The following is a 15,683-nucleotide window of genomic DNA, read 5'->3' on the forward strand; positions in this document are numbered from 1 at the left end:
GAGGCATTATGCTTAAAAGACTCATGCATGATCATAAACATATAGCTGTATTGCTAAATGTTTTAAAAAACAAGCAAATGAAACTATCCGAAGGTGAGTCAATCAACTTCAGCGTCGTGCGCGATATTGTTGAATATATGCAAGGATATGCTGAACGTTGCCATCATCCCATTGAAGACATTATTTATGCCTACTACCTAGCCCATAAAACGAACGATACTATCGATAAATTGAGTGCCGAACATGAGTCGGTGATCCAATCCTCGGCCACCTTGATGGCGACTTTAAACTTGATCCTCAGTGATATTGTGGTTGCTCGCGAGAAACTGATTGTTGATTTTGCAGAGTATGTCGCATTGCAAGAGCGACATATGCAGATGGAGGAACGGGAAATATTTCCTTTGTTAGCCAAAAGTTTAACTGAGCAAGATTGGCAAGTTATTGAGTTAGAGTGTCAGAAATCGCTGATCGATGATCCTTTGTTTCTTGATCGAGAGCAGAAAGAATTTGAAGATTTACGGGTTTATCTCACAGCATCTGACTAATACTCTTTAGTTTATTGGGTCCATGTTGGTGGGCTTAAGCTGGTGTTTTTATACGGTTGAGGAGTAGATTTTTGATTCCGACTGCGATGTCTCGTGAGCCAAAGTTGGTTGGGATTTGTAAAGTATTATCGGAGTCGATGATGTTCGGCGCCATCGTAAGCTACTGTTGTTGATTTATTTTTTAAAATTCCTGCTCGTAAGACCATACCCCGCTTATATTCTGTTTGCTCCAATAGTTGTAAATAAAAAAAGCGCCGAAGGGCGCTTTTCTATTCATGTTTGAAATGATAACTAGCTCATATAAACATGTAATTACAACTGGATAGCATCAATGTCGTAGTTAAAGTTATTATCGATTTCTTGGAGTTCTTTGAGCAAACGATGTTTATCTTTTAACGCTTCGATCTCACGCCATTTACGCTTTTTATTGGAGCCTCGCGAACGATCGGGTCTTTCAACGACTTCATCTAGCGCACAACCATAATCTAAACGATCCATGGCAACCTCCTGTTGTTGTATGTTTTGTCAGCGATTAAATAACATATTTTTAAAACAGGGTGCAAGAATTATGTTTCATTTGTGTTAAGTTGAAATGAACGTTGAGTGATATGTCATTGATGTTATATGCAGAAGTAGAGCGGAGTTAAGCAGAAAAATTTAATAAAAAGAACGGGGTAGAATTAAAAAGCCAGCAATTGCTGGCTTTTTGTTCGATTAGATTTTGCCTTGTCGATAAAGGTTAATCAATGCGTTGCTTGAGGCATCTAAAGCATCGGAATCTTGCTCTGCGCCAATGCGTGCTAACACATCGTTACCGAGATTCTTACCGAGTTCTACACCCCATTGATCGAAGGAGTTGATATCCCAAATAGCACCTTGAACGAAGGTTCTATGTTCATACAAGGCAATTAAAGCGCCTAGGGTGCTTGGAGTGAGCTTATCCATAAGCAAGGTGTTGCTCGGCTTGTTACCTGGCATGACTTTATGTTGAGCGATCAGTTGCTTCTCTGTGGCGGATAATGCGCTATTAGCAAGTTCGGCTAAAGCTTCATCAAAGGTACGACCTTGCATTAAGGCCTGAGTTTGACCGAAGCAGTTTGACGCTAATTGGTCATGGTGCTCACCGATAGGATTATGGCTTTGCAGCGGCATAATGAAATCGGCAGGGATCAGTGCGGTACCTTGATGTAATAGCTGGTGGTAGGCATGTTGGCCATTAGTGCCTTCGCCCCCCCAAATGACGGGACCTGTGCTGTAGTCAACATCAGTACCATTTAAGGTGACTGACTTACCGTTACTTTCCATATCGAGCTGCTGGAAATAAGCGGGTAAACCACGTAGGTAATGATCGTAGGTTAATACGACATGGGACTGAGCATTAAAGAAGTTTCCGTACCATAGGGAGAGTAATCCCATGATAACCGGCATATTCTCAGTCAGTGGCGCTGTGGCGAAGTGCTCATCCATCTGATGCGCACCCGTGAGTAGAGCCCTGAAGTTATCCATACCGATCAAAAGTGCAATCGGCAAGCCAATCGCTGACCAGAGAGAGTAACGGCCACCAACCCAATCCCACATAGGAAAAATATTGTTTGCATCGATACCAAAATCTGTCGCTTTTGCTACGTTTGAAGTGACTGCGACAAAGTGTTTTGCCACATCAGACTGCAAACCGCCTTTCGCCAGGAACCAGTCTCTTGCGGTGAGGGTATTAGTTAAGGTTTCCTGTGTCCCGAAAGATTTGGATGACATGATGAACAAGGTCGTTTCAGGATCCAGTAACTTCAGCTTTTCACTAATAGAAGTCCCGTCGACGTTTGCCACAAAGTGACAATTTAATTCGGGGTTCCAATAAGGGCGCAACGCTTGAGAGACGATTTTGGGGCCTAGGAAAGAGCCGCCAATACCAATACTCACAATATCGGTTATCGCTTTACCTGTGTAACCTTTCCATTGACCTGACGTCACTGAGTTCACAAACCCTTGCATCTTATCTAGAGTTTGTTGAACTTCAGGAACTATGTCTTGACCCTCGGCAATAATCGATTGTTCTGCAGTACTGCGAAGCGCTGTGTGCAGTACGGCGCGCTTCTCTGTGGTGTTAATGATTTCACCTGCAAACATCGCTTTGATTTTTGCTTCAAGTTGGCTATTGCTTGCCAACGCAAATAACAGATCCAGCGTTTCCGCTGTTGCTCTGTTTTTAGAGTAATCCAGTAATAAACCACAGGCTGATAGCGACATTTTATTGAAACGTGCCGCGTCAGTTGCAAACAATTCCCGCATATGCGGAACATTTTTACTGTGTGCTGATAAAGCTTGCCATGTTGAGCTTTGGGTCAAGAGTGTCATTTCACCGTCTCCAGAGTGCTTAGTTCGCGAGCTTAGCCGTGAGCATGACTTCGAGCTTACCTTGGTCTATCGCAAAGTTTCGAATGCCTTCGGCAAGCTTATCAACCGCCATTGGATCTTGGTTAAAGTCCCAACGGAATTGTGCTTCAGTCAATGGGGGTTCTGCAGCGACAGTGGTCGTTGCTGCAACCAGTTTAGGTGTGATGTCAACTTGCGAATTAGCCAGTTCTTCTAATAGAGAAGGGCCAATGGTCAGACGATCGCAACCTGCTAGCTCAATAATTTCACCGATATTACGGAAACTTGCACCCATAACAACAGTGTCAAAACCGTGTTGTTTGTAGTAGTTATAAATTTCAGTCACTGAAATGACACCAGGGTCATTTACGGCATTGTAATCTTTACCTGTATCTTTTTTGTACCAATCAAGTATGCGGCCTACAAAAGGAGAAATGAGATAAGCACCCGCTTCGGCACACGCACGCGCTTGAGCAAAGCTAAATAGTAGGGTTAAGTTGCAGTTGATGCCTTCTTGCTCTAGCTCTTTAGCGGCACAAATGCCTTCCCAAGTTGAAGCAAGTTTGATCAGAATGCGTGATTTATCTACACCCGCTTCTTTATATAGGCGAACCAATTTATGGGCTTTAGCGATTGATTTTTCTTTATCGAATGATAAACGGGCATCAACTTCAGTTGAAATACGGCCAGGAACGAGTTTCAGTATTTCTACGCCGATATTGACCGCTAGTTTGTCGCTGGCATCATCAAGTTGCTGCACGAGATCGGTACTTTGTGATTTTGCCCAGTCGATAGCGTTATCTATAAGGGATTCATATTCAGGAATTTGAGCCGCTTTCAAGATGAGTGATGGATTAGTGGTCGCATCTTCAGGTTGGTAGCGTTTAATCGCTTCGATGTCGCCTGTGTCAGCGACGATAGTGGTATATAACTTGAGTTGCTCTAATGTATTGGCCATGAAAAACATCCTTCTCAGGTAGCAGTTTTAACTCGGAATTCACTGATGACTATTAGAAGCGATTTTGCCAACTTTTCCAACCTTGAATGTAAAAAAATTACAAAAATGACAATTTTATGTCTATTAAGGTATGGCTCGAGCTACGGGCTATCATCTTGGCTGCAGTAGAGGGCGTCGCTTGTCCTAGTGTATACCCCACAAAAACAAAAAGTCGCTGCAAGCAGCGACTTTTTTACTTCAGTAAGTACTATTACTTCAGAACAGGTTGTTTTGTTGTGGTAGTCACGATAGCTTCGATGCGACGGTTCGCAGCGTGAGCTTCTTTTGAATCACCAGCAACCAATGGCTGAGTAACACCGTAACCGTTAGAAGTTACGCGGCTTCCGCTGATACCATATTTCTCTACAAGAATCTTGGCAACGGCGTCAGCACGTTTGTCAGACAATTCCATGTTGTATTCTGGTTTACCTACATTTGAGGCGTGACCTGCGATTTCAACAGTGAAAGCTGGGTTTTTGTTCAAATAGTTAGCTAATCTTTCGATGTCTTTGTAGTAAACATTTTTAACTACAGCAGAATCGTTAGCAAACTGGATTGAACCTACGTCTTCTTTGTTCTTCACGTTTTCATAGATAGTACAGCCAACAGAGTCAACTTTGTGAGTTGCTGGTGTTGCTGGACATTGATCTTTGTCGTCGTAAACGCCATCGTTGTCAGAATCAACAGGTGCTGCTGCAACGACTGCTGCGGCAACTGGAGCTGCTGCAACTGGAGTTCCGAAACGGTAGCTCAGTTCTAGACCCCAGTAGTTGCTATCAGCTTCAACAATATTGTAATCATCATTTAAGTTTTCATAACGACGATATTTAGCTTGTAATTTTAAGTTGTCAGTGAAGTTATAACCAACACCAGCACCTAAATATGGAGCAAAATCATTTGTACTGTATTTGCTCGAAGTTACACCATTGTTTTGGCTGTTTTCGAGTGAATAGTACATTGCACCAGCTTCAGCAGATAGGCTCCAGCGGTTAGCTAGTGGCCAAATACCAACTAGACCAAGTGTAGAACCTTTTACGCTTGCATCATTGCTGATACCCGCTGCGTTCCAATCTGTATTACCTAAATCACGGAAGCCGATTTCAGCACCGAAGTAATCGTTGAACATGTAGCCTGCGAAAACATCCCAAGCGTATGGACTGTCTTCACCGTTCTGAGTGGCAACGTGCTCATAGTTATTAACGCCTAAACCGGCACCAACATACCAAGGTGTAAGTTCCTGAGATGCGCTGGCTGCGAGTGGAAGCAGAGATGTCAGTAATACTACTTTTAATGTGTTCTTCATCATTTTATTTACGTCCATTGATTATGATTCTCCACCAATATGCTTTGCTGGTTTTGTGCAAAACATTGCTAGCACTTAGTGTGGGGATCCTTTGATATTTTAGCCAGCGGTTAATTATCACTTGGTTTGTTAACTTTTTCCAGTATTAAGATCAACCTTTTAATGGTTGTCATTCTGTAACTGGTATTTTTAATGCAAAAAAGGCACTCCGAAGAATGCCTTTAAATTACAATCTAATGTTAATTAGATGTTTCTATTAGCGTGTCCATACCCAATTTTCGATTTCCACTGGGTCTACACCATTCGCTTTAATATAGTTGCGGTGGTCAACTAATCTTTGCAGCATATCAGTGGTGATAGAGACGTGCATAGTTTCATCAATAACGCCCTGTTGGAACAGCTTGTAAGCCATATCAATTACAAGGTGATAGCGTGATGTACCGTTACGAACACCCATATCAAATGGCGTTGTTGTTGAACCTTCTTCTTCGTAGCCTTTAATTCTGAAGCGACGGCTGCCTTTGTAATCAAAAATTAACTTTTTGATTGTATTTGGGTAACCATGGTAGTTGAATACCACGCCTTTATCTTGAGTAAATATTTCGTCCATTAACCAAGGTTTTTCTTTAAATTTACGGCTACCTAAGCCATCACTGCTTAATTCAGTGACACTAACGAAGCGGATTTTCACTCTTGGAAGGAGTTCTCTGATTAATACTAGAGAAGCCATACATTCTTGAGTGACATAATCTCCACAACCTGCCAGCACAATATCGGGATTCTCATCTGAGGCAAAATCCCACACCATTACGCCGTCTTTTGTTTGTTTACGCGCTTCTTCCAAGCTTAGCCATTGTGGTAACTCTTTTTTACCTGCAACCAGAATATTGAGTTTGTCACGGTCTGCGAAGGCTCGCTCTGTATAAACCAATGTGCTGTTGGCATCTGCGGGTAAGTAAGCCGAGATTATTTTTGGATGTTTCTCCAGCATAGCCCCAAGGAAAGATGGGTTTTGATGTGAATAGCCATTATGATCTTGGCGCTCAAGTAATGAAGATAATACGACATTACAGGCTGGCAGTGGCTTACGGAAATGTACGCCTTGGCTGGCATAGACATATTTACAGTACTGATCGGCCATCGATGAGATAACTTGTGAGAATGCTTCGTAGGTGGGTAGCATGCCGTGGCGGCCTGTTACTGTGTAACCATGTAGCATGCCAAAAAGTAAGTTTTCAGAAAGCAGTTCAATGACTCGACCTTCACGGGACATATCTTCATCCCAACTCTCAATTGGCCACTGCCATGCACGATCGGTTTCTTCAAATACAGCTTGTAGTTGATTTGAATAGGTTTCGTCAGGGCTAAAGATACGTAGATTACGTTGGTCGCGGTTTAACTTGAATGCATCACGCATCCATTCGCCCATTTTTAACATTGAATAGCCACGTTGACCACGCGGTACTTCTGGGCCATAGCTGAGTTTTTCAAGATCTGGATTGGTTAATGCTCTAACAACTTCTCCGCCATAGGTTAAATGTTGACGGCCACAGGCAAGTTGTTTGGGTGGGATTAATGAACAAATGTCGGCATCAAAAATCAGTTCGCCTTTTTCATTCATTTGGTAGAGTTCTTGGAAGTCGTAACTGGCAAGCCAATTATCCAGCGCATCTAAATGACCCTTATCAGTGGCACATTTATTGACGATTACTTGATGCGATTCGCAGTTACCTTCTAATTTCTTACCTTTATATTCACCGACACCAGTCCAACCTTTGGCTGTACGCATTAAAATGACTGGCCATTTTGGTTTAACTACATCTTCGCCACTGCGTGCTCGACGTTGAATGTCATTGATCATGGTATAAGCGGTATCCATGGCATTTGTCATCTGCACATAGATATCTTCTTCTAATTCGTTATCAACTATGATGGGGAAATAGCCAAGACCACGGAATTCAAGATCCAGTTCTTCATGGCTCATACGTCCCATGCGGGTAGGACCGGAAATCTTATAGCCGTTAATATGCACAATTGGCAATACTGCACCGCTGGTCGCTGGTGAAACTAAGCGGTTTGCATACCAAGATGCGGCTAATGGTCCCGTTTCTGCTTCGCCGTCACCAATTAAGACGGTTGCGATCAGATCTGGATTATCTAATACTGCCCCCCAGCCTACTGAGAGTGAGTAGCCTAATTCGCCACCTTCAAGAATTTGTCCTGGTGCTTCAGGGTTTGCATGTGAAGGATAACCATAAGCGGCAGAAAACTTCTTACAAATATCTTCGATGCCAGTTTCATTGTAGGGAATAGTTTCTGGATAGAAATGACTTAAAGAGCCTTCAATGAATAAGTTTGCTTGTACAGCGGGAAAACCATGGCCTGGACCGACTAAATAGATAAAAGAGCGGTTATGCTTCACTATCAAGCGGTTAATGTTGGCATAGACAAAGTTAATACCTGGGCAGGTACCCCAATGGCCAAGTAAACGTGGCTTGATATCAGTATGGGCAAGTGGACGTTTATGTAAGACGTTTTGTTTGAGGTAAATTTGCGAGGTCGCAAGAAAGTTTGTCGCTCTGACGTACTTTTTCAGAGCATTGATTTCATGTATTTGTGTCATGTTAAGCCTCACTAAAACAAACAAGAGATGATTGAAGTTTCTATGGGGTTACTATATTTGTAGTTTTATTACAAAAATGTGCCCTACATCCAAATTTTAAAAGTTGTTTTTGCTGTTAAAAATAATAGCGCAACTTAGACCTTTTGTTAATCTAGCTTTAACAGTAGCTTAGCTAGTGTTGTAAGACGTGATATCAATGACGTTTAACTGTGCAAACGCGAGCTTGATCACATGAGCAATTTCGAATACTGTGCTATTTTGCTGCGTTGAATTCGGTAGCCGTGATGTTGTAAATTCACGGAAGGATAATTTGAAAAAATAAATCTACCGAAATTCTTACCTTTAACTTGGAAGGATTCATTCACCACAGATGTTGTACCTTTAATTGCAATTAGAGGAGCATTTGCTACGGGAAGAAGTAAAATAATATGTTAGAAACCATAGTTAATTTTTTGAATGCGCTACTTTGGGGTAAGTTGTTAGTATATGGACTAGTAGGAGCTGGTCTCTATTTCACCATTAGACTTGCCTTTATTCAGTTAACCCACTTTAAACATTCCATCAAAGTTATGACCATGAGTCGGCAAGGTTGCGATAGCGGTCTTTCTTCATTTCAAGTCTTTTGTACGAGTATGGCAGCCCGTGTCGGTGCTGGTAATATGGCCGGTGTTGCTGTTGCTATTGGTGCAGCGGGTCCAGGTGCAGTATTTTGGATGTGGCTTATCGCTATTTTAGGTATGGCGACTGCTATGGTTGAATCAACCTTAGCGCAGGTTTATAAAGTCCGAGATCATAATGGCCAGTTCCGCGGTGGTCCTTCCTACTATATGGAAAAAGGATTGGGTCAGAAATGGATGGGCATTTTATTTGCTGTCTTTTTGATTATTGCTTTTGGTTTAGTATTCAATGCAGTACAAGCTAACACTATTACCGGTGCAATGGAGCGAGTATTTGGTTTTAATCCAACCTATGTAGGGATTGGGCTAGTGATTGCCAGTGGATTTGTGATTGTCGGTGGTCTACGTAAAGTCGCGCGAGTATCTGAATTTCTTGTCCCCATTATGGCCTTAGCCTACATTCTTGTAGCCTTCATTATCGTTATTTTCAACTTAGAACAATTACCTGCGATTATTAGCTTAATTGTGAAAAGTGCTTTTGGTTGGCAAGAGGCTGCCGCTGGCGGAGTGGCTTATACTGTCGCGCAGGCAATGCAAGCGGGTATTGCTCGCGGACTTTTCTCGAACGAAGCGGGCATGGGCAGTGCGGCGAATGTCGCGGCAAGTGCATCGCCTAACCCTAATCATCCAGCATCCCAAGGTTTTGTGCAGATGATGGGTGTGTTTGTGGATACTATCGTTATCTGTACTGCAACGGCTGCGATAATCCTGCTATCAGGGGATATTGGCTCGAGTGATGATGGGATTCGATTAACCATTAATGCCATGTCTGCACATGTTGGCGACTGGGGTGGCGCATTTATTGCGGTGGCTATTTTCTTATTCTGCTTTACATCCATCATAGCCAATTACTCATACGCTGAAACAAATGTGATGTACTTAATGGGAAATAGTACCAAAGCACTGCCTTTATTCCGTTTGTGCGTGCTTGGCATGGTCATGTTTGGTGCCGTCGCTAAGATAAGTTTAGTGTGGAACTTGGCTGACGTTTCGATGGGGTTGATGGCGACGGTAAACATTGTTGCTCTATTACTATTATCGGGTCTGGCAATTCGGGTTATCAATGATTATCGCGAACAGATCAAAGCGGGTAAGACTCCAGAATTCGATCGTAGTAAATTTCCTGAGTTGATGGATCAGCTTGATGATGATATTTGGCAAGATACCAGTCTTGTGCCGGCTAAAAAGCTTTAATTAGCCTAGCGTATCGACAATAGGCATTACTGATTGTTGTAATCGAAAAGACCACGCTGTTAAAGCGTGGTTTTTTTATGCTCGTTCAGTATCATAGGTATGTATTTTTGTTTCTGTTGGGAGTTTTTGATGTTGATATTGGTTTCGCCGGCGAAGACCTTAGATTTTGAACTGCCGCCACTGACGCAGGTGTATTCACAACCTGATTTTTTAACTTATAGTCAGGAGTTGATCCAAGTGTGTCGGCAATTGACCCCTACAGACATCGCCACTTTAATGAAGGTGAGCGATAAGATTGCGGGTTTAAATGCGGCACGTTTTGGGGAGTGGCGGCCAGATTTTAGTTTAGATAATGCAAAACAGGCCATTTTTGCTTTTAGAGGCGATGTGTATACTGGCTTTGATGCTGATACATTGTCTGAAGATGAAATTGCTCGAACTCAGTCACAACTACGTATTTTATCTGGACTTTACGGTTTGCTCAGACCGCTGGATTTAATTATGCCTTATCGTTTAGAAATGGGCACGGCGCTTTCTAATCCTAAAGGTAAAAACCTATATGAGTTTTGGGGAGAGACATTAACACAAGCTGTAAATGAAACGCTCGCTGAAACGAGTAGTGATATTATTGTCAATCTTGCATCTAATGAATATTTCAAAGCAATAAAGCCTAAAAAACTTCAAGGGCAATTAATTTCACCCATATTTAAAGATTGTAAAAATGGTCAATATAAAGTGATCAGTTTTTTTGCTAAGCGTGCTAGAGGCATGATGGCGAGATATCTTATTACGCATCAAATTAACACTTTAGATGAATTAAAAGCATTTAATGTTGCTGGTTATTATTATAGTGAAGAGCAGAGTTCCCCAACAAATCCAACATTTTTACGTGAAGAGCAATAGCGAAATATCGATAAGATGTTAATTGATAGAGAACAGCTAATGCTGTTCTCTATATCATTGATGGCCTATTTTTCAGATTGAGTGACTAAAGGCGTTAATGTCACCGTTGAATTTGCCATGATATAAGCAAATTGTGCGTAGGCGGCGACGTTTTGAGCCAATGCGGCAGGGTCGATTTTATCTAAGGTATCATTCGGTGTGTGATGGTAATCGAAATAATCGTGGCCATCTTGCCTCAGAGATACAACTGGAACACCTAATGCGGGGAGCATAGATACGTCTGGCCCACCAGAAGCTTGGTTATTGCCCAGTGCAACGCCATTGAATGACATAGGGCTGAGCGCTTGCTGTACTTCTGTGAATATGTTCTCATTCACTTTAGTATCGATTTGATAAATTCTACCGGCCCCAAAATCAGACTCTGCAGCTATGTAGTGCAGCGGTAATTCCGCTTTATGAGCCTCTGCATACGCTTCACCGCCAACGAGCCCAACTTCTTCAGCGGCATATAGCACGACTCTAACAGTGCGAGCGGGTTTTATGGGGAGATCTTGAATCTGCTTGGCTGCAGCCGTCACAATGGCGACTCCAGCGCCATCATCAATCGCGCCAGTACCCTCATCCCAGGAATCTAAATGAGCACCAATGAGCACTATTTCATTGGGCTTACTACTGCCCGTTACTTCGGCAATGACATTGTAGGAAGTATTAAAACCTAAGTTTTTTGGCGACATATGCAATTCGAGCAGGGCATTAGGATCGCGTTTTAGCAATGCACCAACCAAATCAGCATCGGGATTTGACATGGCAGCCGCGGGGATCTTAGGCACGCCATCTTGGTAGCGCATGATGCCAGTATGGGCCATGCGGTCATGATCTGTGCCAATAGAGCGGATCACGATAGCAACTGCGCCTTTTTGTGCTGCAGCGACTGCCCCTTTCGAGCGGCCACCAACGCTTTTACCATAACCTTCACCAGTGATATGGCGCTCTGTTTTTTGGTCAATAAAAACAATCTTACCTTGCACCTCTTCAGGCTTGGCTTGTTGTAATGCCTCTAGGCTATCAAAGCGCTCGATTTTAGCTTGTATACCTCCAGCAGGAGTCGCAATACTGCCACCAAGCGCAGTAATGACCAACGGCTGTTCTACAGGGACGGTGATTTTGGCTTTGGCTTCACCGCGCTCCCAAATTGGCACTTGTACGGCTTCTTTATAAACACGGTCAAAACCAAGGCTGGTCAGTTTATTTATCGCCCAGTTAACGGCGAGGATATCCTTTGGACTACCTGCAAGTCTTGGACCCACTTCAACCGTGAGTGATTCGACTAAGTCATAGCTTAATTGCGAAGATAATGCTGCCTGTTGTAATTGAATGACTTCACTAGGGGCAGTTTCTACTTGAGTTTGGCACGCACTTAAACTCCCGATTAAAAGACTCGAGAGAAGTGTAGTTTGATAGGGCTTCATTAGATTTCCTTTATTTTTATTAAGCATGTCCCATTTTTAAAAACAATCTAGCAAAAAGTGTGCTTTATGTCCCGACTATATCCGTAAGGCGACGCTATATTAGCGCAGGGGTTAGTTTTAGGAGAGAAAGTGCGTAATGAATATTGAATTAATGCAGGAGCGAGCCGATCATGCCGTAGTGCTATTAAAGGCACTCGCGAACGAACGCCGTTTATTTATTCTTTGTTATTTATTGAATGAAGGAGAAATGTGCGTTGGCGAAATGAATAAAAAATTAGGCTTAAGTCAATCGGCACTATCACAACACCTTGCTTGGTTACGCAAAGATAATTTAGTAACCACACGCAAAGAAGCGCAAACGGTATTTTATTCACTCAAGAGTGATGAAGTACGGGAGATGATTCACTTATTGAACAACATTTATTGTCATTAATAGTGTTTTTCAGATATAAAAAAACCGGCAATTGCCGGTTTTTTTCATGTGCTATTTTATAGATTAAGCAGCTATTGCTTTGATCTTAGCGTTCAAACGTGCCTTTTGACGAGCGGCTTTATTCTTGTGAATAAGACCTTTAGTCGCCATACGGTCAACGATTGGTTGTGCAACAGCAAAAGCTTCTGTTGCTGTTTTGTGATCGCCTGCTTTAATTGCAGCGATTACTTTTTTAACGTATGTACGTAACATTGAGCGACGGCTGGCGTTATGCTGACGACGCTTTTCAGATTGAAGCGCGCGCTTCTTTGCAGACTTGCTATTAGCCAAGGTGCAACTCCTAAAAACTGGATTTGATACTTTTAAAGGCCGAGGAATATGCCTGCATTTAGTCACTTTGTCAATGACTATGATTGAATATTCATCATAAAGATAAATTAATCCAACCTGCCTTGGCTATCTTCGACCCAACTCGTGTAATATGTGGCGCAATTCTAGCAGCTATTACCGCAGTGTGACAGAGCCTGAATCGATTTTTTGAGATGTATCACCTAATCAATTCGATATGGGTCTGGGGGACGTTTGAGTAGAAAATTATTAAAATCTGGCCTGATTGTTAGTGCTATGACATTGATATCCCGAGTTTTAGGTCTAGTTAGGGATGTGGTTGTTGCTAATTTGATGGGCGCAGGGACAAGTGCTGATGTGTTTTTCTTTGCAAATAAAATTCCTAATTTTTTACGCCGTTTGTTTGCTGAAGGGGCTTTTGCACAGGCGTTTGTACCTGTTTTAACTGAGTACCAAGAGAAACATACCGCAGAAGAGACTCGTGATTTATTGAGTAAAGTTGCGGGCACATTAGGTTTGTTAGTGACAATAGTGACCCTTTTGGGGGTGGTTGCATCACCTGTGTTGTCAGCTTTATTCGGTGGTGGTTGGTTTATCGCTTGGCTTAACAACGAGCCAGATGGTGCTAAATTTGAACTTGCTACCGTTGTGCTTAAAATTACTTTTCCTTATCTGTGGTTTATCACATTTACGGCATTAGCGGGCTCAATTTTAAATACCCGAGGCCGTTTTGCGGTATCGGCTTTTACACCCGTTTTTCTCAATGTGGCAATTATTGCGGCGGCTATTTTCTATGCGCCTACATCGACCCAGCCTGAGGTTACCTTGGCTTGGGGCGTTTTTTGTGGTGGTTTGATTCAGTTCCTATTTCAAATTCCCTTTTTGTTGCGTGAAAATGCGCTCGTCAAGCCTTCTTGGGGCTGGCATCACCCGGGTGTGGTGAAAATCAGAACTTTGATGATCCCAGCATTGTTTGGCGTGTCTGTCTCACAGATTAACCTGCTATTTGATACATTTATCGCCAGTTTTTTGATGACGGGTTCAATAAGTTGGCTCTATTATGCCGACCGTTTACTCGAATTTCCCTTAGGATTGTTTGGGATCGCGATTGCTACTGTGATTTTACCTGCGCTGTCACGAAACCATGTGAATGACGAAGGTGCGGGCTTTGGCAAGACGATGGATTGGGGGATTAAAGCGATTCTACTGCTAGGTCTACCGGCTATGATGGGGTTGATCGTGCTCGCAAAGCCCATGTTGATGGTATTATTTATGCGCGGCGCTTTTTCATTGCATGATGTTGAAATGGCTTCCTATAGTTTGATGGCTTATGGCAGTGGTTTACTTAGCTTTATGCTGATTAAGGTGCTTGCTCCTGGCTATTACTCTCGTCAAGATACCAAAACACCTGTGCGTTATGGCATTATTGCCATGATCACAAACATGGGCTTTAACTTGCTGTTTGCTATTCCTTTTGGGTATGTTGGACTGGCGATTGCGACTTCGATGTCAGCATTGCTTAACGCCACATTACTATACAGAGGTTTGCATTTAGCTGGCGTTTATCGTGTTTCTAGGCCGACTATGGTGTTTTTTGCTAAAGCCGTGGTCTCTACAGCCTTGATGGTGGTAGTCTTGTATTACTTTTTGCCTTCACAACAAATTTGGTTAGATTGGCATTTGTTCGATCGTGCGAAAGCCTTGATAGGCTTAATTTTAGTTGGGGCAGTCAGTTACTTATTGTGCCTGCTTTTGCTCGGAATTCGTCCTTGGTCAATTAAACGAGGAGCTTGATTGCTGATTCTCATCGCTAGCTGTTATATAATCAGCCGATTTGCGCTTGGCAGTTGTCTAACGTTATGGAATTAATTCGCGGTATACATAACATTTTGTCATCCCACCACGGGTGTGTATTGACTATAGGTAATTTTGACGGCGTCCATCGTGGTCATGCACAAGTGATTGCGAACTTAGTGCAGAAGGCGAAGCAGTTATCGCTGCCATCGACATTAATGACGTTTGAGCCTCAGCCGCAAGAATTGTTTAGCGGTGACAACGCGCCGGCTCGTTTAAGTTTATTACGTGATAAAGTCATTTTACTCGATGAACTCGGGGTTGAGCGGTTAGTGTGTGTTAACTTTAATCGCACTTTTGCTAATCAACCTGCAGAGCATTTTATTGAAGAATTGTTGGTCCGCAAACTGGGTGTTAAATACCTCGTCGTCGGTGATGATTTTTGTTTTGGTCAAGGCCGTAAAGGCAATTTTGAAATGCTAGTGCAGGCGGGTATCCAATATGGATTTACTGTAGTCAGCACTCAAAGTTTTATGTTGGGCTCGCAAAGAGTGAGCTCGACTGCTGTGCGTGAACAATTGGCGAAGGGCAATCTTGAACAGGCTAGACGCCTATTAGGACACCCTTTTACCTTGAGTGGTCGTGTAGCGCATGGTCAAAAAATTGGCCGCACAATTGGTTTCCCCACCGCGAATATCGCCTTAAAGCGCAATGTTGTGCCGGTACGCGGTGTGTTTGCGGTTAAATGTTATTGGGATAACAGCGATATTTATGAGGGTGTAGCCAATATTGGGTTTCGCCCGACAGTGAACGGTCAAGTGTGTCAGCTTGAGGTGCATCTTTTTGATTTTGAAGGTGACATTTACGGCAAACATGTTGAAGTCGAGTTGGTGGCTAAACTCCGAGATGAGCAACCTTTTGACTCATTGGATGCGCTAAAAAAACAGATTTTAAATGATGCAAATGAAGCCAGAGCTTTATTTGGTAATGATGCAGGCTGAAATTTATCAGTTTAATTAACGGTATA

Annotated in this window: 13 protein-coding genes; 6 read left to right on the forward strand and 7 right to left on the reverse strand. The window is 42.7% G+C overall.

All coding sequences use genetic code 11. From position 1 onward, the window contains the following. Positions 1-8 precede the first annotated feature (8 nt). Positions 9-545 (forward strand): hemerythrin domain-containing protein, encoded by a 537-nt coding sequence (locus KO533_RS03795; protein ID WP_105249947.1) that lies wholly within the window; start codon positions 9-11, stop codon positions 543-545. Positions 546-857: 312 nt separating this feature from the next. Here KO533_RS03795 and KO533_RS03800 read toward each other — a convergent pair whose 3' ends face one another. The 5 genes from KO533_RS03800 to KO533_RS03820 form a co-directional block, all read right to left on the reverse strand. Further along, entirely contained in the window at positions 858-1,043 is a 186-nt protein-coding gene (locus KO533_RS03800; RefSeq protein ID WP_006080618.1) for a DUF3545 family protein, read from the reverse strand. Between the two features lie 216 nt (positions 1,044-1,259). Next, the gene (gene pgi / locus KO533_RS03805; protein WP_219252934.1) at positions 1,260-2,897 is read right to left on the reverse strand and encodes a glucose-6-phosphate isomerase; all 1,638 of its coding nucleotides are present in this window, start codon (positions 2,895-2,897) and stop codon (positions 1,260-1,262) included. Positions 2,898-2,916: 19 nt separating this feature from the next. Next, positions 2,917-3,873 (reverse strand): transaldolase, encoded by a 957-nt coding sequence (tal, locus tag KO533_RS03810; RefSeq protein ID WP_028760931.1) that lies wholly within the window; start codon positions 3,871-3,873, stop codon positions 2,917-2,919. A 250-nt stretch (positions 3,874-4,123) separates the two neighbouring features. Then, positions 4,124-5,233 carry an OmpA family protein gene (locus tag KO533_RS03815; protein ID WP_219252935.1) on the reverse strand — a complete coding sequence of 370 codons (1,110 nt, stop codon included), beginning with the start codon at positions 5,231-5,233 and terminating at the stop codon, positions 4,124-4,126. 238 nt (positions 5,234-5,471) lie between these two features. Then, positions 5,472-7,838, reverse strand: coding sequence for a phosphoketolase family protein (locus KO533_RS03820; protein ID WP_219252936.1), 2,367 nt, complete (start codon positions 7,836-7,838; stop codon positions 5,472-5,474). 428 nt (positions 7,839-8,266) lie between these two features. Here KO533_RS03820 and KO533_RS03825 point away from each other — a divergent pair, with 428 nt between their 5' ends. Together KO533_RS03825 and yaaA are read left to right on the forward strand one after the other, a co-directional pair. Next, the gene (locus tag KO533_RS03825) at positions 8,267-9,709 is read left to right on the forward strand and encodes an alanine/glycine:cation symporter family protein (RefSeq protein ID WP_219252937.1); all 1,443 of its coding nucleotides are present in this window, start codon (positions 8,267-8,269) and stop codon (positions 9,707-9,709) included. Between the two features lie 129 nt (positions 9,710-9,838). Next, on the forward strand, positions 9,839-10,612 hold the full coding sequence (gene yaaA, locus KO533_RS03830) for a peroxide stress protein YaaA (protein WP_105249943.1): 774 nt from the start codon (positions 9,839-9,841) through the stop codon (positions 10,610-10,612). 65 nt (positions 10,613-10,677) lie between these two features. Here yaaA and KO533_RS03835 read toward each other — a convergent pair whose 3' ends face one another. Continuing rightward, the gene (locus KO533_RS03835) at positions 10,678-12,081 is read right to left on the reverse strand and encodes a M28 family metallopeptidase (RefSeq protein ID WP_219252938.1); all 1,404 of its coding nucleotides are present in this window, start codon (positions 12,079-12,081) and stop codon (positions 10,678-10,680) included. A 136-nt stretch (positions 12,082-12,217) separates the two neighbouring features. Here KO533_RS03835 and KO533_RS03840 point away from each other — a divergent pair, with 136 nt between their 5' ends. Then, positions 12,218-12,514 (forward strand): metalloregulator ArsR/SmtB family transcription factor, encoded by a 297-nt coding sequence (locus KO533_RS03840; RefSeq protein WP_006084975.1) that lies wholly within the window; start codon positions 12,218-12,220, stop codon positions 12,512-12,514. Between the two features lie 63 nt (positions 12,515-12,577). Here KO533_RS03840 and rpsT read toward each other — a convergent pair whose 3' ends face one another. After that, entirely contained in the window at positions 12,578-12,844 is a 267-nt protein-coding gene (gene rpsT / locus KO533_RS03845) for a 30S ribosomal protein S20 (RefSeq protein WP_011790375.1), read from the reverse strand. Between the two features lie 252 nt (positions 12,845-13,096). Here rpsT and murJ point away from each other — a divergent pair, with 252 nt between their 5' ends. Both murJ and ribF read left to right on the forward strand, forming a co-directional pair. After that, entirely contained in the window at positions 13,097-14,656 is a 1,560-nt protein-coding gene (murJ, locus tag KO533_RS03850; protein WP_113941315.1) for a murein biosynthesis integral membrane protein MurJ, read from the forward strand. Between the two features lie 65 nt (positions 14,657-14,721). Continuing rightward, complete coding sequence (ribF, locus tag KO533_RS03855; RefSeq protein ID WP_105249940.1) at positions 14,722-15,657, forward strand: bifunctional riboflavin kinase/FAD synthetase; 936 nt, start codon at positions 14,722-14,724, stop codon at positions 15,655-15,657. Positions 15,658-15,683: the final 26 nt, after the last annotated feature.

This window comes from Shewanella sp. NKUCC05_KAH (assembly GCF_019345585.1).
Lineage (GTDB): Bacteria > Pseudomonadota > Gammaproteobacteria > Enterobacterales > Shewanellaceae > Shewanella > Shewanella oncorhynchi.